Here is a 22011-nt window from a genome sequence, read left to right on the forward strand (position 1 = left end):
CATCCCGATGGCACTCGCGCGAGCCGTTGCGGCCTAAGCATCAGGACGTACCTTCGCGTCCCGGCGCATCGGCATGGATCAGACATGAACGAAGAGACACTGCACGACAAATCGCTGACGGTCCTGCTGGGGCTTGTGAGCATCGCGTTCATCTGGATCCTGCTGCCGTTTTACGGTGCGGTGTTCTGGGCGGTCATCCTCGGCATCCTCTTTGCGCCGCTGCAGCGCCGATTGCAATTGAAGTTCGGCTGGCAACGCAACATCACGTCGCTGCTCACCTTGAGCATCTGCCTGGTGATTGCGATCCTGCCGGTGATAGTCCTCGGCATCTTTCTGGTCCAGGAAGGCGCAACGCTCTACAAAAGCATCGAAAGCGGGGAACTGGACATTGCCGGGTACGTGACCCATTTCAAACACAGCCTGCCGCCGTACTTTCAGCACTTGCTCGATCGGTTCGGGGTTGGCGAGCTGAACGGGTTGCGGGAGAAAATCATCAAGAGTGCGGTGTCGGGCAATGAGTTTGTCGCCACACAGGTCTTCAGTTTCGGTCAGGGCACTTTCGATTTCGTGGTGAGTTTCTTCATCATGCTCTACCTGCTGTTCTTCTTTCTGCGGGACGGCGCCGAACTGGCGCGTAAAGTCCGCTCCGCCGTACCGTTGCAGGAACACCAGAAACGCCGTTTGCAGCTCAAATTCAATCGCGTGGTGCGGGCCACCGTGAAGGGCAACCTGCTGGTAGCGATCACGCAAGGCGCGTTGGGCGGTTTGATTTTCTGGTTTCTGGACATACCGAGCGTGTTGCTCTGGGCAGTATTGATGGCGTTTCTATCGTTGTTGCCGGCGGTGGGGGCGGGGATTGTCTGGGCGCCGGTGGCGGTGTTTTTCCTGTTCACCGGGGCGATCTGGCAGGGCGTAGTGCTGGGGTTGTTCGGGATTTTCGTGATCGGCCTGGTGGATAACGTATTGCGACCGATCCTGGTGGGCAAGGATACGAAGATGCCGGACTATCTGATCCTGATCTCGACCCTCGGCGGCCTGGCGATCTTTGGCCTCAATGGCTTCGTCATCGGGCCGTTGATTGCGGCCCTGTTCATGTCGAGCTGGGATATTTTCCTCGAAACCAAACCGCGGGTTCAGCTGCCTTAGGCATTGAGTTTGCCCGTCTGGCCCAAGCTGACACGCTGTGACATTGCCTGGGCGGCCGGCAGCGAGGTGAGCGGACCGCTGATCGGCTCGCCGTCGAGCACCAGATACCAGCAGGCAAGCAGGCCCGACGCTCTGAGCGGTGCGGGAACGGCGCTGCCGATAACGGACATGATCTGGACTTGAGACATCAAAGGTACCTCCATCAATCTATGGAGCTACCTTACGGGGCTGGCGATTTTTCCGACAATCACCCTTTTCGATAGTGCTCATTGACGCCGTTGAGGCCAAGTGACCATCTGTCGCTCAGTCGACCACCTGATCGAGCATATGGACCACTTCCTGCTCGTTGAGCAGGCCTTTGCGCACCAGGTTTTGCGTCAGCAGCGAGAGGAACTTGGCGCTGCGATGACCTTCAAGGTGCCTGAGTTCGGTCAGGGCGTTGTACACCTTGCTGGAGGTGCATAAACCGACGATACGGTGCGGGTTTTGCGTGGGCATGAGGGGCGTCCTTGTTGTTATCAACCTGTTGTTGGCGGACAGGTTCAAGCTTGCGGCTCTGACATGACATAAATATGACGGTTTTCCCCAAAGGGGCGGGGCGAGTCAATCTTGCCCGCTTGAGCCGCCGATAGTGTCCCGATAGCGACACTGACGAGATTTATCCAGACGTGGGCCGACGAACGGCAACCCCTACAGGGGATCAAATCCCGGGCATAAAAAAGCCCCGCGCTTTCGGGCGGGGCCTGATGAACTGTTACCAGCGACCGTAACCGTGGGGATGGCCGTAGTAATAACCACGGGGTGGCCCGTAGTAGACCGGTGCCGGACGGTAGTAGATCGGTTGTTGCACGTACACCGGCGCCGGCTGGTAATAAACCGGAGGGGGCGGTGCGTAGTAGACCGGCGCAGGCTGGGCATAGACCGGTTGGGCATAGACCGGTTGTGGCGCGACATACACCGGCCGGTTGGCGTTGATCAGGGCCGAGCCGACGATGGCCGTACCGACGATCGCGCCAAATACCGCCGCGTCATTACCACCACCATGGGCTTGCGCCTGCCCCGCGACAGCCAGGGCGCCAATCAGCAAGGCAACTGTGGGGATTTTACGGTTCATGATAATTCCTCGGTTCTTCGACCCGGCGCTTGTGTCTGCAATAGACCCAAGGATCGTCGCGGGGATACAACTAAGACAGCGTTTTTTCGAAAATCAGCACAGCCGTTGGGTAAATTTTGTGTAAGGTCTGTACCGGCTTGCTTACGGTCGCTTGAAACCGCGTGCAGGCACGCCACCATGATCGATCAGAACACGATGGCCGGCTAATCCCGTCCATCTGAAAGTGCATTGCAAGGAGATTCGCATGCAGATGAACCCGAACAAAGACACCCAGCTGTGCATGTCCCTCTCCGGGCGGCCAGGGAACTTTGGCCTGCGATTTCACAATCATCTGTATGAACAGTTGGGGCTGAATTTCTACTACAAGGCCTTCAGCAGCCAGGACTTGCCGGGTGCGGTGGGCGGCATTCGTGCCCTGGGCATTCGCGGTTGTGGCGTGTCCATGCCGTTCAAGGAAGCCTGCATTGCCCTGGTCGATGAGCTGGACGCCTCGGCCGCCGCCATCCAGTCGATCAACACCATCGTCAACACCAAGGGCCACCTCAAGGCCTACAACACCGATTACATCGCGATTGCCCAGTTGTTGGGCACCCACGCAGTGCCCAAGGACACCACCTTTGCCCTGCGCGGCAGCGGTGGCATGGCCAAGGCCGTGGCCAGCGCCTTGCGCGATGGTGGTTACAGGAACGGCCTGATCGTGGCCCGCAACGAGCAGGCCGGCCGCGCCCTGGCCGAATCCCTGGATTACCCATGGCAAGCCGAACTGGGCTCGCGGCGCCCGCAAATGCTGATCAACGTCACCCCGGTCGGCATGACCGGCGGGCCGGAAGCCGACCAATTGGCGTTCGATGCCGATGCGATTGTGGCTGCGGACATCGTCTTCGATGTGGTGGCGATTCCCGCGGAAACGCCGCTGATCGTGCGCGGTCGTGCCGAGGGCAAGCAAGTGATCACCGGGCTGGAAGTGATTGCGATCCAGGCGCTGGAGCAGTTTGTGCTTTATACCGGTGTGTGGCCGACGCCGGAGCAGTTCCAGAAAGCGGTAGAGTTTGCCCGGGGTTGATCCCAGGTTTGGTTTGCCGACTGTACTGGCCTCTTCGCGAGCAGGCTCGCTCCCACATTCGACCGGTTTCCTCCAGATGAAATGCGGTCAAGTGTAGGAGCGAGCCTGCTCGCGAAGGAGGCAGCCCGGTCTTGCAGATAAACCTCTATCTATACTGCTGGCCGGCAAGCAAAGATTTGCCCTCCTGCAACCAGCACCGTGACCGAGGTTTCCATGCATCCCGCGATTCTCAACCTGGATCAGGCCGAACTCCTGCCGCTGCCCGAAGCATTTGCCCCCGCCGGTGAAGCCGCCGGTCGCTATCGACAGCGCCAGGCACGCATTGGCCAGCAACTGGGCGCGCAGAAGCTCGGTTATCGTTTGTATGCGCTGGAGCCCGGCATGCGTGGCAGCCCGTTTCACAGCCATCGGGTCAACGAAGAAATGTTCTATATCGTGGCTGGGGAAGGGGAAGTGCGACTGGGGGCCGAGCGCTTTGCGATCCGTGCCGGTGACGTGATTGCCTGCCCGCCGGGCGGCCCGGAGTCGGCGCACCAGATCATCAACACCAGCGATGCCGAATTACGTTACCTGGCAGTCAGTACCCAGCAATCACCGGACATCTGTGAATACCCGGACTCCGGAAAGTATGCGGTGATGGATGACTTCAAGGTTGATGTCGAGGGCAACGCCTCGGGATTCGTCGCCGTGGCCCGGCAGGCGGATGGGGTGGATTACTGGGACGGGGAGTAAGGGACATTACAACACCAATGTGGGAGCCTGCTCGCGAAGGCGGCGGCGCATCCAGCATCAGTGTCACTGGACGACCGCTTTCGCGAGCAGGCTCGCTCCCACATTGGATTTGAGTTATCGGTTTTACTCCAACCGCGCCAACCGCTCTTCCAGCGCCGCAATTCGCGCTTCAAGCTCTTCGATCCGCTCGACCGAAACGCCGCTGCCGCCACTGCGTTCGACCGGGTTCTGCCGCGCGGCGAGGATCGCTTCGATGTCTGCCGGATCGCCCATGGCGTGCATGTAGCGGTCTTCCCGCTGCCCGGCCTGGCGCGGGATCAACAGTGCCAGGTCGCGGGCGATCAGGCGCTCCAGTTGATGAACGACCTGCTCGGTATCTTCGAAGTCATGCATGCGCCCGCTGCGGGTCAGCAGTTCATTGACGGTTTGCGGGCCGCGCAGGTACAGCAGCCCCATCAGAACCACCTGGGCCGGCACCAGCTCCAGGGCCTTGTCGACCTTGTGTTCCCAGCGATCTGCGCGGCTGCCCATCACCAATTTGGTGAAACCGCGTCCTTCGAGGGCGCGCAGGCTATGGCCGACCTGACCCTGGGTCAGGTTCATCACCGGTTCGCGGCTGGTTTTCTGATTGCAGGCAATTACCAGGGCATTGAGGGTCAGGGGATAGGTTTCCGGGCTGGTGGCCTGTTTCTCGATCAACGAACCCAAAATGCGAATTTCCGTGCTGTTGAGGCGCGGTTCGTCAAAAGTTGTCGCTTGCTCGGTGCTCATGGTTCTGCATCCTTACCCGGTTCATGTATTCTTTGCGTCAATGCACTTTAGATGGGCGTGCGTCGATGGCAACACAAATCGTTGTTTCATCCGGGCGGAAACACGAAACCTGAATGAAATGTTAACGGCATTTTTACAATCTGCCGGGCACCGTATGCGTCGCTGCGCACGGCAGTCTGGCATGATTGGGTGCCGCGTGCTGTTGCACATCGACAACGTCATCGATTTTTCAAGAGATATGGAGCCAAGCATGAGATTGACGTTGTTTTTCACCCGGCACAACGTGTTGACCGACGGGTCATGACCATTCTGGTCACCGGCGTCGCCGGTTTCATAGGCTTTCATACCGCCCGGCGCTTGTGCCTGGACGGTCATGAGGTGGTCGGCATCGACAACCTCAACGATTACTATGACGTCACGCTCAAGCAGGCGCGACTCAAGGAACTGGAGGCCTTGCCGGGCTTCAGTTTCCGGAAAATGGACATCGTCGACAAACCGGCGTTGCTGGCCTTGTTCGAAGAGCAGCGGTTTACCGAAGTGGTGCACCTGGCTGCCCAGGCCGGCGTGCGTTATTCGCTGGACAACCCGGATGTCTACACTCAATCCAACCTGGTGGGCTTCGTCAATGTCCTGGAAGCCTGCCGGCACCATCGTCCGGAGCATTTGATCTACGCCTCGAGCAGCTCGGTGTACGGCAGCAACAGCAAGCTGCCGTTCAGCGTCGAAGACGCCGTCGATCACCCGGTTTCGTTGTACGCGGCCAGCAAGCGCGCCAATGAACTGCTGGCCGACAGTTATTGCCATCTGTATGGCATCAAGTCCAGTGGTCTGCGCTTCTTTACCGTGTACGGGCCCTGGGGCCGGCCTGACATGGCGCTGTTCAAGTTCACCAAGGCCATCCTTAAAGACCAGCCCATCGATGTCTACAATCAGGGCGAGATGGCGCGGGACTTCACCTACATCGACGACATCGTCGAAAGTATCGCCCGTCTGCGTACCCGTCCGCCGGTGCCGTCCGCACCGGACAAGGGCGTCAATCGCCTGTTCAACATCGGTCGCGGCCAGCCCGTGGCGCTGATGGATTTCATTGAATGCCTGGAATTGGCATTGGACACACCGGCCAAGCGCAATTACATGCCGCTGCAGGCCGGGGATGTAGTCAAGACCTGGGCCGACATCTCGGCCCTGACAGAGTGGATCGATTTCAGTCCGCAGGTGGCCGTTGCCACCGGCGTGAAGGAGTTTGTGAAGTGGTATCGGCAGTTTTATCAGATATGAAGCGTTCACCTCTGATAACAGAAAATGAAAAAAAAGAGGGGACTCTATGAGCCAGGACATTTTTGTATCGGTATTGATTCCAGCCAAGAACGAAGCGAACAACCTCAAGCCCTTGCTTGAAGAAGTTCGCGCGGCCCTGGCTGATGAATCCTATGAAATCATCGTGGTCGACGATGGCAGCACCGACGCCACCTTGCACGAGTTGCGGCAGCTCAAGCACGACGGCCTGAGTACCCTGCGCATCCTGCGGCACGAGCAGTCGCTGGGGCAAAGCACGTCGCTGTACCACGCGGCGCAAGAGGCCCGTGGGCAATGGCTGGCCACGCTCGATGGCGACGGCCAGAACGACCCGGCGGACATCCCCGGCATGCTGGCACTGGTGCAGGGCAAGCAGGGCATGGTCGATGTACAGCTGGTCGCCGGGCACCGGGTCAACCGCCGCGATACCGCCAGCAAGCGCTGGGCCTCGCGTTTTGCCAACAACCTGCGTCGCCGCCTGCTCAAGGACTCCACCCCGGACACCGGCTGCGGATTGAAGCTGATCGAACGGGCGGCGTTTCTGCGCCTGCCGTATTTCGACCATATGCACCGCTACATTCCGGCACTGATCCAGCGCCACAATGGCCGAATGATCGTCCATCCGGTCAACCACCGGCCACGCACGGCCGGGGTGTCCAAGTACGGCAACATCGACCGCGCCCTGGTGGGCATTCTCGACCTGATCGGCGTCTGGTGGCTGATCAAGCGCACGCGCCTGAATACCACTGCCCAAGAGATCGAAGGATGATAACCATGACCCGTGAAACCCTGTGGCTGGTCATCGGCTTCGTTGGCCAGATCGCGTTCACCGGCCGTTTTGTCTTGCAGTGGCTGTACAGCGAATACAAGAAGCGCAGCGTGATTCCCACCAGTTTCTGGTACTTGAGCATCGTCGGCAGCACCTTGCTGCTGGCGTACGCCATCTACCGGCAGGACCCGGTGTTCATTGCCGGTCAGGCCTTTGGTTCGATCGTGTACCTGCGCAACCTGCAATTGATTGCCAAAAGCAAACACCTCAAGGAATAAGTCATGCGCCGATCGTTATCGCCCAGGATCGAATGCCTGGGCCTGATGCTGCTCGCCTTGCTGTTGGTCGGCGCCGGCCTGGGGCTGCGTCAGGCACAGAACGTCGATGAGGAACGTTTCCTCGGCGTGGCCCTGGAAATGTTGCATCACGGCTCCTGGCTGATTCCGCACCGTGCGGGTGAGATCTACGGCGACAAGCCGCCGATTTTCATGTGGACGGTGGCGTTTTTCGCCTGGCTCACTGGCAAGCCCAACCTGGCCCTTTATATTCCGGGGTTGCTTTCGGCGGTGTCGGTCACGGCGATGGTCTACGACCTGGGGCGCCGGTTGTGGAACCAGCGCATCGGGCGTAATGCCGCGCTGTTGTTCCTGGCTACCTATCAGACCTACAGCATCCTGCGCACCGGTCAGATCGACAGCTTCCTGGTGCTGTTCACCACGCTGGGCCTGTACGGTCTGGCGCGTCACTTGTTGCTCGGCCCCGCGTGGCGCTGGTTCTACATAGGCTGCGCGGCCATGGGTATCGGGGTGATTACCAAAGGCGTGGGCTTTTTGCCGGCGCTGCTGCTGATTCCGTATGGCTACGCGGTGCGCAAGCGCTGGACTGGTGTGGTGGCGATGCCGGGCGAGGCGCGCAAGTGGCTGCTGGGGTTGCTGGTGATGCTGGCGGCAATTGCTGTCTGGTTGCTGCCACTGGCCTTGACCATCGTGTTCAATGGCACGGCTGACGAAGTCGCCTACGCCCGGGAAATCCTCCTGCGCCAGACGGCCGGGCGCTACGCCGCCTCGTGGGATCACCGCGAACCGTTCTGGTACTTCTTCACCAACGTCATCCCGCAATACTGGCTGCCGCTGGTCCTGGCGCTGCCTTGGCTGATACCGGCCTGGCGCCGGCAACTGCAAAAGCGCGACGGCCGCGTGCTGGTGCTGCTCGGCTGGGTCGCGCTGGTGGTGCTGTTCTTCTGCATCAGTGCCGGCAAGCGCAAGTTGTACATCTACCCGGCGCTGCCGGGGCTGGTGCTGGCGGCCGCGCCACTGATGCCGTGGCTGCTGGGACGCTGGTTCAAGCAACGCCCACGCTTGCGCCGGGTATTCCCGGTACTGGTCGCATGCTGGTTCGCGCTGTGGTTCGCCCGTGGTTTCATCGAACCGATCAAGGAAGGCGACAACCCCCACGAAGCAATCATGGCGCAGGCCAATACCATGACGCACGGCGCGGACCTGGTGCTGGTCAACTGGCGTGAGGGGCACTGGCTCTTGGCCCGTCAGCCGATCGTGCATTTCGGCATGGCTGATTCGACGGTCGAGCAAGCGGCGAAGTGGCTGCGCGAGAATCCCAAGGCCTATGCCCTGGTCCCGGACGAGTTGCTGGGCAAGTGTTTCAAACCCGAGGCCGCCCATGAATTGGGCGAAACATCCCGTGCCGAATGGTCGATCGTCGGCGCCGATGCCGATAACGGCCAATGCCATCCGGGACAGCCTGGACATGTGTATCGTTTTAGTTGGGATTGAGAGAACCCATGAGTAAAGCAAGGAAAGCAGGATTACTCGAGTTGTACATCATCGGTGAGCCCGATCTGTTCTTCGGGCTCGCCAAAACGAAGAGTTCTCAGGTATTGCGTGGGGAGAAATCCTGATGAGGTTAATCCTGAGTTCTTTGTCGTTGCGCACTGTCGCCTTGCTCGCCGCCGTAGCCATTGCGTTGCTGTTTTTCTGGGGACTGGGCAGTGTGCCATTCCTCAGTGTCAACGAGGCCCGCAGAGCCGTCACCGTGCGGGAAATGCGTGAGGCGGGGAGCTGGCTGCTGCCCTACATGAACGGCGACTTGTACCTGTCCAAGCCGCCGTTTTTCTATTGGGCGGGCCTGGTTTCAACAGCGGTGCTGGGCAGTTTGTCCGAATGGAGCGTCCGCTTGCCGTCGGCGCTGGCCGCGACGGTGTGCTGCATCGGCACCTATCTGTACGGCGTCAGGCAGGCCGGACGCCAGGCCGGTTTGTTCGCGGTGGTGTTTCTGGCCGCGAACGGGGCCTTCAGCCTGTTCGCCCGTCGCTCGGAAATCGAGATGCTGCTGACCTTGCTGTGTTTCGGCGCGTTGTTGGCGGCCTGGCACTTCATTTTCCAGCAGGGCCGTGCCATTTGGAGCCGACTCAGCTATGTGCTTTTAGGCTGTGCACTGCTGACCAAGGGCCCCGTCTGCCTGTTGTGGGTGACGGCGCCGATCCTGGCTTACGCCCTGATCTATCGCGATGCCCGGGCCAAGGCCTATCTGTGCGACGGCTGGGGCTGGCTGATTGCTTTGGTGCTGGGCGGCTCCTGGTATGTGGCAGTGTCCATGAACCAGGGATGGGGCATCTGGGCATCGATCGTCAACGAAGACATCGTGAAGAAGATCGACGGTCAAGGTGCCGAGGCCTGGTACGCCTATCTGTTGTACCTGGCCGGTGATTTCTTTCCGTTCTGGCTGATCGTGTTTGTTCAGCCCCGGCGCTTCTGGGCAATGATCCGCGCGCGCCGCGAGGCCGCCATGCTGCTGTGTTGCAGCCTGCTGCCGCTGCTGGTCTTTTCCTGTTTCACCGAGAAGCACGGCAAGTATCTGCTGCCGATTTACCCTTCCATGGCATTGCTGCTGGCGATGCATTGGGCCGCGGTGTTCGACACCGCGAAGGGGCGCTGGCGGGCATGCCTGGCCATGGTTCCTTACGTGATGCTGGCCGGGTTTGTGGTGTTTTACATGTTCGTCGAAGCCCGGGTGTTGTCGCATCGGGTCGGTGGCCTTGAGCAGGTCGCCACGCTGGCCGCCGGGCAACCGGGCCAGAAAGCCTACAGCGTTGGTGAGCCGGATATCCGCCTGGTCTACTACATGGGCCGGCCGGTGACACCGCTGACAGTTGCGCAGTTGCAAGGCAGCAACCGTCCAGTGGGGCTCCTGTTCGCCCAGGAGCCCCTGGAGCCGGAACTGCAAGGACTGGCAGCGTGCAAGGTCGGGGAAGTCGAACCCTATTTGAAACCGGACCACGCAGCGCTGCTCGTCCACCTCGCAGCCGATTGCCGCTGATCGGCTCCCTTCGCAAAACCATCACCGCGACATCGCCCGTTCGGACTAGGCAGGGCTAACGATTCTGCCGCGTTCGGCGGACGCCAAACTCGAAGCTCAAAGGGGTGTTGCGCCATGCGCGCCCCGCTTAACGAGCAGAAGGCGCCGCGATGGAGTTTGCATTCAGCGACGAACAGGAAATGATCCGCGCATCGGCCGAGGGTTTTCTCGCCGATGTGTCGGACTCTGCCGCCGTGCGAGCGGCAATGGTCAGCGAGCGAGGTTTCGACGAGGCTCTCTGGCAGAGGCTGTGCCGCGAAATGTACTGGCCGGCGATCCATATTCCCGAAGCGTACGGCGGGCTTGGCCTGGGCTTCGTCGAACTGGCGATTTTGCTGGAACAGATGGGCCGTCGCCTGCTGTGCTCACCGTTTTTCGCCACCGCCTGCATGGCCACGCCTGCGTTGTTGCTGGCGGCCAACGAGGAACAGAAGCAACGCTGGTTGCCGTCGATCGCCGACGGCAGCCTCACCGCGACCCTGGCCTTCAGCAGCGCGAATGGCTGGTCGGCGCAGGATATCCAGTCAACCGTGGTTGCCGAAGGTGACGGGTTCGTACTCGACGGTACCCTCAAGCATGTCCTCGACGGCCATGGCGCCGACCTCCTGATCGTTGCCGCGCGATCGCCCGGAACGGCCGGCGAGTCGGGTATCAGCCTGTTCGCCGTGGACGCGAAGCGCGCCGGGATCGAGCGGCAGATGTTGCCGACCATGGACCAGACCCGGCGCCAGGCCCGGATCCAGCTCAAGAACCTGTATCTCGACGCCGACTGCCTGCTTGGCGAGTTCGGTGCCGGCTGGCCTGCGCTGGAGACAACCCTGCAATTGGCCTGCATCGGCCTGGCCGCCGAACAGACGGGTGGTGCCCAGCAGGTGCTCGACCTGAGCGTTGCCTACATGCAGGAGCGCCAGCAGTTCGGCCGTCCCATTGCCAGTTTCCAGGCCCTCAAACACCGTGCCGCCGACATGATGTTGCAAGTCGAATGCGCCCGTTCGGCCAGTTATTACGCGGCATGCGTGGCCCAGGAAGTCCTCGATCCGTCGGGCGACCCGCAAGTGGCCGCCGAACTTCCGCTGGCGGCGGCGCTGGCCAAGGCACAGTGCTCTGAAACCTGTTTCCACTGCGCATCCGAATCGATCCAGTTGCACGGCGGCGTCGGTTTCACCTGGGAATACGACCCGCACCTCTATTTCAAGCGCGCCCGCGCCAGCGAGAGCTTTCTCGGACGACCGGCCTGGCATCGCGAGCGGATTGCCACAGTGATTCTCGGGGAGCAGCCATGAAGATCAGTTTCAGTGAGCAGGACGAGGGTTTCCGTCGGGAAGTGGCCGACTGGTTGGGCGCCAACCTTTGCGGTGAATTCGAGCCCCTGCGCTTTCGCGGCGGGCCGGGCGATGAGCACATGTTTCCCGAGGAACGCAAAGCCTGGGAGCGCAAACTGGCCCAGGGTGGCTGGACATGCGTCGGCTGGGCGCCGGAACACGGCGGACGCGGCCTGTCGATCAGTCAGCAAGTGATTTTCCACGAAGAGTACGCCCGCGCCGGCGGTCCCGGACGCATGGGCCATATCGGCGAAGGCCTGGCCGGTCCGACCATCGCCGCGTTCGGCACTGCCGAGCAACATCGGCGCTTTCTGCCGGGCATCGTCAGCGGCACCGAGTTCTGGTGCCAGGGCTATTCCGAGCCGGGCGCCGGGTCGGATCTGGCCAACGTCAAGACCCGCGCCACGCTGGACGAAACCAGCGGTAGCTGGGTGATCAACGGGCAAAAGGTCTGGACCTCGCTGGCCCATGAATCGGACTGGTGCTTCGTGATCGCCCGTACCGAGCCCGGCAGCGTGGGCCATCGCGGCTTGTCGTTCCTGCTGGTGCCGATGGACCAGGCAGAAATTACCGTACGGCCGATCGAGCAATTGACCGGCACCTCGGAATTCAACGAAGTGTTCTTCGACGACGCCCGCACCGACGCCGCCAACATCATTGGCGAGCCGGGGGAGGGCTGGAAGATTGCGATGGCGCTGCTCGGGTTCGAGCGTGGTGTCTCGACGCTTGGCCAGCAGATGCAGTTCCAGAACGAACTCAACGAAATCATCGCCATCGCTAAGGCCAACGGTGCCGCGCGCGATCCGGTGATGCGCCAGCGTCTGGCCGACGCCTGGAGCGGGCTGCGGATCATGCGCTACAACTCGCTGCGCATGCTTTCCGGTGCGCAGGACGGGTCGCTGCGCAAGGAGGCGACCATCTACAAGCTGTTCTGGTCGACCTGGCACGCCAGCCTCGGCAAGTTGGCGATGGACGTGCTCGGCGCCGAAGCCGAATTGCTCGAAGCCGCGCCGTATCAACTCACCCGCTTGCAGTCGCTGTACCTGTTCAGTCGCGCCGACACCCTCTACGGCGGCAGCAACGAAATCCAGCGCAACATCATCGCCGAGCGCGCCTTGGGAATGCCCAAGGAACCGCGTCCGCGCACCTGATCAAGGAGTTTTGCATGTCTGTTCCTCACTATGTTGCAGGTCACGGCCTGCTGCGCGGCAAGTCGGTATTGATCACCGCGGCGGCGGGCGCCGGCATCGGTTTTTCCGCCGCCGTGCGTGCGGCCGAGGAAGGTTGCCGCGCCTTGATGATCAGCGATATCCATGAAGGCCGGCTGGCCGAAGCGGTGTCGAAGATCCGCCAGACCACCGGTCTTGAACAGGTTTTCAGCCAGGTCTGTAACGTCGCTGACGAAACCCAGGTGCAGCAACTGATCGCCGGCGCCGAGCGGGATCTGCAGGGCGTCGATGTACTGATCAATAACGCCGGGCTCGGCGGTTCACGGCTGCTGGTGGAGATGTCCGACGATGAGTGGAACCGGGTCCTCGATGTGACGCTGACCGGCACCATGCGCATGACCCGCGCCATGCTGCCGAAGATGATCGTGCGGCGGGCCGGGGTCATCGTCAATAACGCTTCGGTGTTGGGCTGGCGGGCGCAGAAAGAACAGGCGCATTACGCCGCCGCCAAGGCCGGGGTCATGGCGCTGACCCGTTGCGCGGCGGTGGAGGCCGCTGAACATGGCATCCGCATCAACGCGGTCAGTCCGAGCATTGCCTTGCACGATTTCCTGCGCAAATCCGCACCCCAGGCGGTGCTTGATCAGCTCGCCGCCAACGAAGCCTTCGGGCGCGCCGCCGAGGTCTGGGAAGTGGCCAACGTGATGATGTTCCTGGCCAGCGATTACAGCTCCTACATGACCGGCGAAGTGTTGTCGGTGTCCAGCCAGAGGGCTTGAACATGCCACGTATATTCGACACGCCCCTGGCCTTGTCCGACGCCGTGGGCGAGGCCCTGGGCGTCAGTGACTGGCTGCTTCTGGAGCAGGAACGCATCGACCGGTTCGCCGAGGCCACGGGCGATCACCAATGGATTCACGTCGATCCGGTCAAGGCTGCCAGCGGACCCTTTGGCACCTGCATTGCCCACGGCTACCTGAGCCTGTCCCTGGTCAACCTGTTTCTTCCGCAGATCGTCGAGGTGCGCGGCCTGGCCATGGGCGTCAATTACGGCTGCGAGCGGGTGCGTTTTCCCGCCGTGGTCCGCGTCGGCTCGCGAGTACGGGGCAGCGCGCAATTGGTCGCGGTCGAGGCAGTGAAGGGCGGCGTTCAGGCGACCATCCGCGTCAGCGTCGAGATCGAGGGCGAGGAACGCCCCGGTTGCGTGGTCGACACCATCAGCCGCTATTACCCCGCCTGAGTCAGTCAGCAGTATTTCCGAGGAATTGAGCATGAAAGAAGCCGTCATCGTTTCGACCGCCCGCACGCCCATCGGCAAGGCCTTTCGCGGCGCGTTCAATGACACCGAAGCGCCGCAACTGGGTGGCCACGTGGTGCGCGAAGCCGTTCGCCGCGCCGGCATCGAGGCGGGGGAAGTCGACGATGTGATCATCGGTGCCGCCGCGCAACAGGGCACCCAGTCCTACAATCTTGGGCGCCTGTGCGCGATTGCCGGCGGCTTGCCGGCTTCCGTCGCCGGGATGGCGGTCGAGCGCCAATGCTCGTCGGGGTTGATGAGCATTGCCATGGCCGCCAAAGGCATCATGTGCGACGAAATCGATATCGCCGTGGCCGGTGGCCTGGAGTCGATTTCCCTGGTGCAGAACAAACACAAGAACCTGTATCGCAACCAGTCCGGCGCGGTGATCGAACTCGATCCGCACGCTTATATACCGATGATCGAAACCGCCGAGATCGTCTCCGCACGTTACGGCATTTCCCGTGAAGAGCAGGACGAATACAGCTACCAGAGCCAGATGCGCACCGCCCTGGCCCAGAGTGCCGGACGCTTTGACCGTGAACTGGCACCGCTGGCCAGCCGCAAGGCCATCGTCGACAAGGCCACGGGCGAAACCCGTTTTGAAACCGTGACCTTGCTGCGCGACGAGTGCAACCGCATCGACACCACCCGAGAAAGCCTGAATGCGCTCGAGCCGGTATGGCCGGGTGGCCAGTGGAGCGACAAGGGCCGCTTCATCACCGCCGGCAACGCCTCGCAACTGTCCGACGGCGCTTCGGCCTCGGTGTTGATGAGCGCGAAAATGGCGGAAAAACGTGGCCTGGAACCGCTGGGGATTTATCGCGGCATGGCGGTTGCGGGCTGCAATTCGGACGAGATGGGCATTGGCCCGATCTATGCGATTCCAAAGCTGCTCAAGCGCCATGGCCTGACCATGGACCATATCGGCCTTTGGGAGCTGAACGAAGCATTCGCCTGCCAGGTGCTGTACTGCCGCGACACCCTGGGTATTCCCGCCGACCGCTTGAACGTCAACGGCGGGGCGATTTCCATTGGGCATCCTTTCGGGATGTCCGGTGCGCGAATGGTCGGGCACGCATTGGTCGAGGGCCAGCGCCGCGGTTTGCGTTACGTGGTGGTGAGCATGTGTATCGGTGGCGGCATGGGCGCTGCCGCATTGTTCGAGGTGGTCTGAATGATCGGTGCACAACAGATTCAGGCGATCATGGCGCGCTATGTGGAGTTGGTGGATGCCGGTGATATCGACGGCATCCTCGATCTCTACGCGCCTGACGCCGTCGTTGAAGACCCGGTCGGCCAAACACCGCTGCAGGGCATCGTCGCCATCGAACGCTTCTACCGTGAAGGGCTGGGCACCGGCAAAGTATCGGCGACGCTGACGGGGCCGGTGCGTGCAACACTCAACGGTTGCGGTGCGATGCCGTTTCGGGTCGACATGGAGTGGGCAGGGCAGCCGTGTTCTCTGCACGTGATCGACGTGATGGAGTTCGATGCCGACGGCAAGATCCGTTCGATGAAGGCCTTCTGGAGCGAAATCAACCTCTGTAGGAGCGAGCCTGAACGCGAAGGGGCCGGCACATTCAATAGTGATGTCGACTGACACACCGCTTTCGCGAGCAGGCTCGCTCCCACAAGGTTAAGCCTCGATTCCAGTTTCCATGGTCGACGCAAATCCACTGTAGGAGCGAGCCTGCTCGCGAAGGGGCCGGCACATCCAATAGTGATGTCGACTGACACACCGCTTTCGCGAGCAGGCTCGCTCCCACAAGGTTAAGCCTTGATTCCAGTTTCCATGGTCCACGCAAATCCACTGTAGGAGCGAGCCTGCTCGCGAAGGGGCCGGCACATTCAATAGTGATGTCGGCTGACCCACCGCCATCGCGAGCAGGCTCGCTCCCACAAGGTTAAGCTTCGATTCCAGTTTCCATGGTCGACGCAAACCCACTGTAGGAGCGAGCCTGCTCGCGAAGGGGCCGGCACATCCAATAGTGATGTCGACTGACACACCGCTTTCGCGAGCAGGCTCGCTCCCACAAGGTTAAGCCTCGATTCCAGTTTCAATGGTCGACGCAAACCCACTGTAGGAGCGAGCCTGCTCGCGAAGAGGCCGGCACATCCAATAGTGATGTCGGCTGACCCACCGCTTTCGCGAGCAGGCTCGCTCCCACAAGGTTAAGCCTCGATTCCAGTTTCAATGGTCGACGCAAGTCCACTGTAGGAGCGAGCCTGCTCGCGAAGAGGTCGGCACATCCAGCATCAATGCCACCTGACAAGCCGCCATCGCGGGCAAGCCTTGCTCCCACAGGGAAAGTGGTGTTTACAGGGCAGAGTTCAACGTACGTCCCTGAACCAGATCGGCATTCTGGGTTTTGCCGGTTTCGTAATAGGCCTTGAGGTTTAGGGCGATCTCGCGCACCACCTTGTTGAACGCCTTGCCCAGCAACCCCTCCACCAGCCGGCCACCGCGCAGGCTGTAGCTCATCCGGGTGGTAATGCGCGTGGCGTCGCCCTCGGCTTGCAGGGTGTAGCTGAAGCAGGCCTCGCGAAAGGGGAAGGGTGCGCCGCCACTGGCCTTGTGCAGGACCAACACAAAGCCGACGCCTTCCTGCCATTGCACCACGGTCTCATCCAGCCATTGCCCACCCTTTCGAAACACCCGGCGGCTGGCGCCCACGCCTTCATGGGCGCCTGGGTGAAACTGGCAACCGGTCAAGCCCGGTACGTAGTGCGGGGCGAGGCTCAGGTCGCGCAATTTCGCCCACGCGGCTGGCAGGCTGAGGTCGAGCAGGACGCTGTGGCTGGCAATCGCAGACATGGTGCAACTCCTGGTTTTCAATGGGATTGGGCCGCGTCAAGAAACGCAGGTCGTTCACCGCCGCCGTGCACGGCAATATCCGCGCCGCTGACATAACGTGCCAGCGATGAGGCCAGGTACAGACAGGCATCGCCGATATCTTCAGGATTTGCCAGGCGCTGCAACGGAATGGTCGCTGCCACCCGGGCGATTCCGGCGTCGTCGCCATAATGCATGGCTGCCTGCTCGGTGAGTATCAACCCGGCCGTCACGGCGTTGATCCGCACCTTGGGCGCCCACTCCACGGCCAGCGAGGTGGTCAGGTTGAGCAACCCGGCCTTGGCCGCGCCATAGGCGGCGGTGCCGGGAGACGGGCGGGTGGCGCTGACGCTGCAGATATTGATGATCGCGCCACCCTCGGGCTGCGCCTGCATCACCCGGTTGGCCTGCTGACACAGATTCAGCGGCGCCAGCAGGTTCAGGCGGATGATCGATTCGCTGAAGCGCGGCGAGGCACTGGCGGCCTCGGCGTTCGGTGAGCCGCCGGCGTTGTTGACCAGCACATCGAGGCGACCGAAGCGCTCGACAATTCGCTCGATCAACTGCCCCGATTGCTCGACATCCCGCAGATCGCAAGGCACAAACAGCGCCTCACGCCCGCCACTGGCTGGCAAGGTCTGCGGGGCTTCGCGACCGCAGATCACGACGTCGGCGCCGCATTCGAGAAAGCGCTGGCTGATGCCGCGCCCGACCCCTTTGCCACCGCCGGTAACCAGTACCACTTTGCCGCGAAAGTCCATCGGATCAAGCATGGGGTGCCTCGTCTTGTGGTTCGGAAATGCTTCCGATGCTAGGTCTGGCGACTCCATTGGCCAACGTCCGATAAGACTAGAGGACGAGGCTGTGTAGGAGCTGGCTTGCCAGCGAAGAGGACCTCGAGCCGTGCACCGCCAAGGCGGACGCCTTCGCCGGCAAGCCGGCTCCTGCCGTCGCGTAGTCCTGTCGGACGATGTTGATTGCCCGGCCCCTCGGAATAATCCGATGACAACAACAGGCCGGGAGGACACCTTATGGGCGCTTCAGCGCAAGGGCACTTCGTTACGCTGCCGGATGGACTGCAGCTGCACTATCAAGATATCGGCGAGCAAGACATCGGCAGCGGCGAGCCGGTTATTTTCGTTCACGGGAGCGGACCGGGTGCCAGCGGTCACAGCAACTTCAAACAGAATTACCCGGTGTTCGCCGACGCGGGCTACCGCGTCATCGTCCCCGACCTGCCGGGCTACGGCGCTTCGGACAAACCCGACACCCTCTACACCCTCGATTTCTTCGTCACCGCCCTGAGCGGTCTGCTCGACGCCCTGGATATCCAGCGATGCGTGCTGGTCGGCAACTCCCTGGGCGGCGCCATCGCGATCAAACTGGCGCTCGACCAGCCGCAACGGGTCAGCCGCCTGGTGCTGATGGCCCCCGGTGGCCTGATGGAAAAAGAGCAGTACTACCTGCAAATGGAAGGCATCCAGAAAATGGGCGCGGCCTTCGCCAAGGGTGAGCTGAACGACGCGGCGGGCATGCGTCGCTTGCTGGCGCTGCAATTGTTTGACGACACCCTGATCAGCGACGAGACGGTCAACGAACGAGTGGCCGTGGTGCAGCAGCAGCCGGTCTGCGTGCTGTCGACCATGCAAGTGTCGAACATGACCGAGCGCCTGGGCGAATTGCAGTGCCCGATCCTCGGGTTCTGGGGCATGAACGACAAATTCTGCCCGGTGTCGGGCGCACACACCATGATGCAGCACTGCCGAAATATTCAATTCGTGCTGCTTAGCGAATGCGGACATTGGGTCCAGGTCGAGCACCGTGAACGGTTCAATCGCCAGTGCCTCGCATTCCTCGGGGAGGCCCGCCGATGAGCGTGCAATTGCGCCGCGAGTTCGGCGAAGAGCTGTATCAGGCGCTGCTGAGCGGCCGCACGCTGGCGCCGCTGACCGAGCGTTGGCCGGCGATCAGCATCGAAGACGCCTACCACATTTCCCTCTACAGCATCGAACGGCGAGTGGCGGCCGGGGATGAGATCGTCGGCAAGAAAATCGGCGTGACCTCGGCGGCGGTGCAGCAGATGCTCAATGTGCATCAGCCGGATTTCGGTTTTATCACCCGGCAAATGTCCTTCGCCGATGACGCCCGGATTTCCCTGTCTGCCAATAAGCTGATCCAGCCCCGGGCCGAAGGTGAGATTGCCTTCAAGCTCAAGCGCGATCTGGTCGGCCCCGGCATCACCGAAGCCGATGTGCTGGACGCCACCGCATACGTGATGCCGTGTTTCGAGATTGTCGATTCGCGGATCCACGACTGGCGCATCCGCATCCAGGACACCGTTGCCGACAATGCGTCCTGCGGGGTGTTCGTGCTGGGCGACAGCCAGGTCGACCCGCGCGAGCTGGACCTGCCCAACCTGCGCATGCGCGTGTCGAAAAACGGTGCGCCCCTCAGTGAGGGCCTCGGCTCGGCGGTGCAGGGCAATCCGCTGACCGCCGTGGCCTGGCTGGCCAATACCCTGGGCGCCTTCGGCATTCCGTTCAAGGCGGGGGAAATCATTCTCTCGGGCTCGCTGGTGCCGCTGGAACCGGCCCGTGCCGGCGACAGTTTCTCATTGACCATCGATGGCCTGGGCAGTGCCCGGGTGTCTTTCTGCGCCTGACCTGTGGGGATTTAACCGGATGAGCAAGAAACTCAGAGCGGCCATTATCGGCCCCGGCAACATCGGCACCGACTTGCTGATGAAAATGTATCGATCCGAGTGGATCGAACCGGTGTGGATGGTCGGCGTCGACCCGCAATCCGAAGGGCTCAAACGTGCCAGGGAAATGGGGGTGAAGACCACCGCCGAGGGTGTTGACGGCTTGCTGCCCCACGTTCTTGACGACGATATTCGCATCGCCTTCGATGCCACCTCGGCCTACGTCCATGCCGAAAACAGCCGCAAGCTCAACGAGCTGGGCGTGATCATGATCGATCTCACGCCGGCGGCCATCGGCCCGTTTTGCGTGCCGCCGGTCAACCTCAAGGAACACGCGGCAACGCTGGCGATGAACGTCAACATGGTCACCTGCGGTGGCCAGGCAACCATCCCGATGGTGGCGGCGGTGTCGCGGGTGCAACCGGTGAGTTATGGCGAGATTGTCGCCACCGTTTCCTCCGGTTCGGTGGGCCCGGGCACGCGGCAGAACATCGACGAATTCACCCGCACCACGGCCGGTGCGGTGGAACGGATCGGCGGTGCCCGGCGCGGCAAGGCCATCATCGTGATCAACCCGGCCGAGCCGCCGCTGATGATGCGCGACACCATCCACTGCCTGACCGATGACGAGCCGAACCAGGATGCGATCCGCACCTCGGTGCTGGAAATGGTTCGTGAAGTGCAGCGCTATGTGCCCGGCTACAAGCTGATCAACGGGCCGGTGTTCGACGGGCGCAAGGTGTCGATCTTCATCGAGGTCGAGGGCCTGGGCGACTTCCTGCCCAAATCCGCCGGCAACCTCGACATCATGACCGCCGCCGGCTTGCGCACCGCCGAGATGTTCGCCGAAGAAGCCCACAAGGGCGCCCTGCAACTGCCCGTTCGCTGAGTGGAGATGAGCATGAATTTACAAGGTAAAAGCGTCCGTCTGCACGACATGAGCCTGCGCGACGGCATGCACGCCAAGCAGCACCAGATCAGCCTGGAGCAGATGATCAGCGTTGCGACCGGCCTGGATGCGGCTGGTGTGCCGCTGATCGAAATCACCCATGGCGATGGCTTGGGCGGCGCGTCGCTGAACTACGGTTTTCCGGCCCACAGCGACGAGGAATATTTCTCGGCGGTGATCCCGTTGATGAAGCAGGCCAAGGTCTCGGCGTTGTTGCTGCCGGGGATCGGCACCCTCGATCACCTGAAGATGGCCCATGAACACGGGGTGTCGACGATTCGCGTGGCGACCCATTGCACCGAGGCGGATGTGTCCGGCCAGCACATCGGTATGGCGGCGAAGATGGGCCTCGACACCGTCGGCTTCCTGATGATGGCGCACATGGTCAGCGCCGAACAACTGCTGGAGCAGGCGCGGCTGATGGAGAGCTACGGCGCCAATTGCATCTACTGCACCGACTCGGCCGGCTACATGCTGCCCGACGAAGTGACGCAAAAGATCGGCACCTTGCGCGCCGGGCTGAATACCGGGACTGAAGTCGGTTTCCATGGCCACCACAACATGGGCATGGCGATTGCCAACTCGCTGGCGGCGATCGAAGCGGGCGCTGCGCGAATCGATGGTTCGGTCGCGGGGCTCGGCGCCGGGGCCGGCAATACGCCGCTGGAAGTGTTTGTGGCGGTGCTGGAGCGGATGGGAGTCAACAGTGGCGTCGATTTGTACCGGATCATGGACGTTGCCGAAGACCTGGTGGTGCCCATGATGGACCAACCGATCCGCCTCGATCGCGATGCCCTGACCCTGGGGTATGCGGGGGTCTACAGTTCGTTCCTGCTGTTTGCCAAGCGTGCCGAGCAGAAGTACGGCATTGCGGCTCGTGAGTTGCTGGTGGAATTGGGGCGACGCGGTACGGTGGGCGGTCAGGAAGACATGATCGAAGACCTGGCGCTGACCCTGTCGCGGTCACGGGGTGTGTTGCCGACCTGATCCTTGAAACACTGAAAACCACCGGTCTTGTTTACAGGGCCGGTGGTTTTTTTATGGGAGCAGATTGCGCACCAGCGGCGGATAACAGTTGATGGCCGCGCTCGAACAGCTGAAATACGCCGTGGTCGGGCGGTAGGCTTCATTCTTGAACAACTCGCACAGGCTGGCGGTACTGCCGGCGCAAACGAGGATGAACAGGGCACAAGTGGCTTTTCGCATGGCGAACCTCGACATGGATTTTATTGTTGTAGAGGCACGTTATGGCGACTGGCGATGTGTGGCTTCGTCCGAATGGACTACCCGATCCAATTCAACCCACCCCCCCCAATCCCCTGTGGGAGCAAGACTTGCCCGCGATGGCGGCGTGTCAGACAGCAGTGATGTTGAAGGTGCCGGCCTCTTCGCGAGCAGGCTCGCTCCCACAGTGATGTGGTGGTGTACATAGAGTTTGCTGACAAACACCAGTCCTTTGTGGGAGGGAGCCTGC

Annotated in this window: 25 protein-coding genes; 18 read left to right on the plus strand and 7 right to left on the minus strand. The window is 61.6% G+C overall.

Annotated features, from left to right (window positions below):
- Window positions 1–84 precede the first annotated feature (84 nt).
- Window positions 85–1146 (plus strand): AI-2E family transporter, encoded by a 1062-nt coding sequence (locus tag BJ917_RS09355; RefSeq protein ID WP_096509973.1) that lies wholly within the window; start codon window positions 85–87, stop codon window positions 1144–1146.
- Here the strand turns inward: BJ917_RS09355 and BJ917_RS09360 are convergent.
- From BJ917_RS09360 to BJ917_RS09370, 3 genes are all read right to left on the minus strand, one after another.
- Window positions 1143–1334, minus strand: coding sequence for a hypothetical protein (locus BJ917_RS09360; RefSeq protein WP_096509974.1), 192 nt, complete (start codon window positions 1332–1334; stop codon window positions 1143–1145). The genes BJ917_RS09355 and BJ917_RS09360 overlap by 4 nt on opposite strands.
- 115 nt (window positions 1335–1449) lie before the next feature.
- Complete coding sequence (locus BJ917_RS09365) at window positions 1450–1644, minus strand: hypothetical protein (RefSeq protein ID WP_096509975.1); 195 nt, start codon at window positions 1642–1644, stop codon at window positions 1450–1452.
- 256 nt (window positions 1645–1900) lie between these two features.
- The gene (locus tag BJ917_RS09370; RefSeq protein WP_121103180.1) at window positions 1901–2260 is read right to left on the minus strand and encodes a hypothetical protein; all 360 of its coding nucleotides are present in this window, start codon (window positions 2258–2260) and stop codon (window positions 1901–1903) included.
- Between the two features lie 244 nt (window positions 2261–2504).
- Here BJ917_RS09370 and BJ917_RS09375 point away from each other — a divergent pair, with 244 nt between their 5' ends.
- Together BJ917_RS09375 and BJ917_RS09380 are read left to right on the plus strand one after the other, a co-directional pair.
- A complete protein-coding gene (locus tag BJ917_RS09375) occupies window positions 2505–3323 on the plus strand; it encodes a shikimate 5-dehydrogenase (RefSeq protein WP_121103181.1) in 819 nt (272 codons plus the stop codon).
- A gap of 213 nt (window positions 3324–3536) precedes the next feature.
- Window positions 3537–4055, plus strand: a complete 519-nt coding sequence (locus tag BJ917_RS09380; protein ID WP_121103182.1) for a cupin domain-containing protein — start codon at window positions 3537–3539, stop codon at window positions 4053–4055.
- A 123-nt stretch (window positions 4056–4178) separates the two neighbouring features.
- On the opposite strand, the gene BJ917_RS09385 is transcribed toward BJ917_RS09380, so the two are convergent.
- A complete protein-coding gene (locus BJ917_RS09385) occupies window positions 4179–4826 on the minus strand; it encodes a YceH family protein (protein ID WP_096509979.1) in 648 nt (215 codons plus the stop codon).
- A 300-nt stretch (window positions 4827–5126) separates the two neighbouring features.
- Between BJ917_RS09385 and BJ917_RS09390 the strand changes: the two genes are divergently transcribed.
- The 11 genes from BJ917_RS09390 (at window position 5127) to BJ917_RS09440 (ending at window position 15654) form a co-directional block, all read left to right on the plus strand.
- Window positions 5127–6104, plus strand: coding sequence for an NAD-dependent epimerase/dehydratase family protein (locus BJ917_RS09390; protein WP_096509980.1), 978 nt, complete (start codon window positions 5127–5129; stop codon window positions 6102–6104).
- 46 nt (window positions 6105–6150) lie between these two features.
- Window positions 6151–6891 carry a glycosyltransferase family 2 protein gene (locus BJ917_RS09395; RefSeq protein WP_121103183.1) on the plus strand — a complete coding sequence of 247 codons (741 nt, stop codon included), beginning with the start codon at window positions 6151–6153 and terminating at the stop codon, window positions 6889–6891.
- A complete protein-coding gene (locus BJ917_RS09400; protein WP_096515267.1) occupies window positions 6891–7169 on the plus strand; it encodes a lipid-A-disaccharide synthase N-terminal domain-containing protein in 279 nt (92 codons plus the stop codon). Before BJ917_RS09395 ends, BJ917_RS09400 begins: the two co-directional genes overlap by 1 nt.
- Before the next feature lie 3 nt (window positions 7170–7172).
- Window positions 7173–8681: a glycosyltransferase family 39 protein gene (locus BJ917_RS09405; RefSeq protein ID WP_121103184.1), complete on the plus strand. Its 1509-nt coding sequence runs from the start codon at window positions 7173–7175 to the stop codon at window positions 8679–8681.
- 124 nt (window positions 8682–8805) lie between these two features.
- Window positions 8806–10224, plus strand: a complete 1419-nt coding sequence (locus BJ917_RS09410) for a glycosyltransferase family 39 protein (RefSeq protein ID WP_256658533.1) — start codon at window positions 8806–8808, stop codon at window positions 10222–10224.
- A 149-nt stretch (window positions 10225–10373) separates the two neighbouring features.
- Window positions 10374–11546 carry an acyl-CoA dehydrogenase family protein gene (locus BJ917_RS09415; protein WP_121103185.1) on the plus strand — a complete coding sequence of 391 codons (1173 nt, stop codon included), beginning with the start codon at window positions 10374–10376 and terminating at the stop codon, window positions 11544–11546.
- The gene (locus tag BJ917_RS09420; RefSeq protein ID WP_121103186.1) at window positions 11543–12736 is read left to right on the plus strand and encodes an acyl-CoA dehydrogenase family protein; all 1194 of its coding nucleotides are present in this window, start codon (window positions 11543–11545) and stop codon (window positions 12734–12736) included. Before BJ917_RS09415 ends, BJ917_RS09420 begins: the two co-directional genes overlap by 4 nt.
- A 14-nt stretch (window positions 12737–12750) precedes the next feature.
- Entirely contained in the window at window positions 12751–13533 is a 783-nt protein-coding gene (locus BJ917_RS09425; RefSeq protein WP_121103187.1) for an SDR family oxidoreductase, read from the plus strand.
- 2 nt (window positions 13534–13535) lie between these two features.
- Window positions 13536–13994: a MaoC family dehydratase gene (locus tag BJ917_RS09430; RefSeq protein ID WP_096509986.1), complete on the plus strand. Its 459-nt coding sequence runs from the start codon at window positions 13536–13538 to the stop codon at window positions 13992–13994.
- 31 nt (window positions 13995–14025) lie between these two features.
- Window positions 14026–15228: an acetyl-CoA C-acyltransferase gene (locus BJ917_RS09435; RefSeq protein ID WP_121103188.1), complete on the plus strand. Its 1203-nt coding sequence runs from the start codon at window positions 14026–14028 to the stop codon at window positions 15226–15228.
- On the plus strand, window positions 15229–15654 hold the full coding sequence (locus BJ917_RS09440) for a steroid Delta-isomerase (protein ID WP_121103189.1): 426 nt from the start codon (window positions 15229–15231) through the stop codon (window positions 15652–15654). It abuts the gene before it with no gap.
- A gap of 717 nt (window positions 15655–16371) precedes the next feature.
- Here BJ917_RS09440 and BJ917_RS09450 read toward each other — a convergent pair.
- A complete protein-coding gene (locus BJ917_RS09450; protein WP_096509989.1) occupies window positions 16372–16869 on the minus strand; it encodes an SRPBCC family protein in 498 nt (165 codons plus the stop codon).
- 17 nt (window positions 16870–16886) lie between these two features.
- Window positions 16887–17660, minus strand: a complete 774-nt coding sequence (locus BJ917_RS09455) for an SDR family oxidoreductase (protein ID WP_121103190.1) — start codon at window positions 17658–17660, stop codon at window positions 16887–16889.
- A 258-nt stretch (window positions 17661–17918) separates the two neighbouring features.
- Here BJ917_RS09455 and BJ917_RS09460 point away from each other — a divergent pair, with 258 nt between their 5' ends.
- From BJ917_RS09460 to dmpG, 4 genes are read left to right on the plus strand one after another with little or no spacing between them, the layout of a single operon-like run.
- A complete protein-coding gene (locus BJ917_RS09460) occupies window positions 17919–18761 on the plus strand; it encodes an alpha/beta fold hydrolase (protein WP_121103191.1) in 843 nt (280 codons plus the stop codon).
- The gene (locus BJ917_RS09465; protein ID WP_121103192.1) at window positions 18758–19549 is read left to right on the plus strand and encodes a fumarylacetoacetate hydrolase family protein; all 792 of its coding nucleotides are present in this window, start codon (window positions 18758–18760) and stop codon (window positions 19547–19549) included. The genes BJ917_RS09460 and BJ917_RS09465 overlap by 4 nt, the downstream gene beginning before the upstream one ends.
- A 19-nt stretch (window positions 19550–19568) precedes the next feature.
- Window positions 19569–20477 carry an acetaldehyde dehydrogenase (acetylating) gene (locus BJ917_RS09470; protein WP_096509993.1) on the plus strand — a complete coding sequence of 303 codons (909 nt, stop codon included), beginning with the start codon at window positions 19569–19571 and terminating at the stop codon, window positions 20475–20477.
- 12 nt (window positions 20478–20489) lie between these two features.
- The gene (gene dmpG, locus BJ917_RS09475) at window positions 20490–21524 is read left to right on the plus strand and encodes a 4-hydroxy-2-oxovalerate aldolase (RefSeq protein WP_121103193.1); all 1035 of its coding nucleotides are present in this window, start codon (window positions 20490–20492) and stop codon (window positions 21522–21524) included.
- Between the two features lie 51 nt (window positions 21525–21575).
- Here dmpG and BJ917_RS31990 read toward each other — a convergent pair whose 3' ends face one another.
- On the minus strand, window positions 21576–21743 hold the full coding sequence (locus BJ917_RS31990) for a hypothetical protein (RefSeq protein ID WP_177435575.1): 168 nt from the start codon (window positions 21741–21743) through the stop codon (window positions 21576–21578).
- Window positions 21744–22011: the final 268 nt, after the last annotated feature.

It is taken from the genome of Pseudomonas sp. WPR_5_2, from assembly GCF_003634475.1.
Classification (GTDB): Bacteria; Pseudomonadota; Gammaproteobacteria; order Pseudomonadales; family Pseudomonadaceae; genus Aquipseudomonas; species Aquipseudomonas izuensis.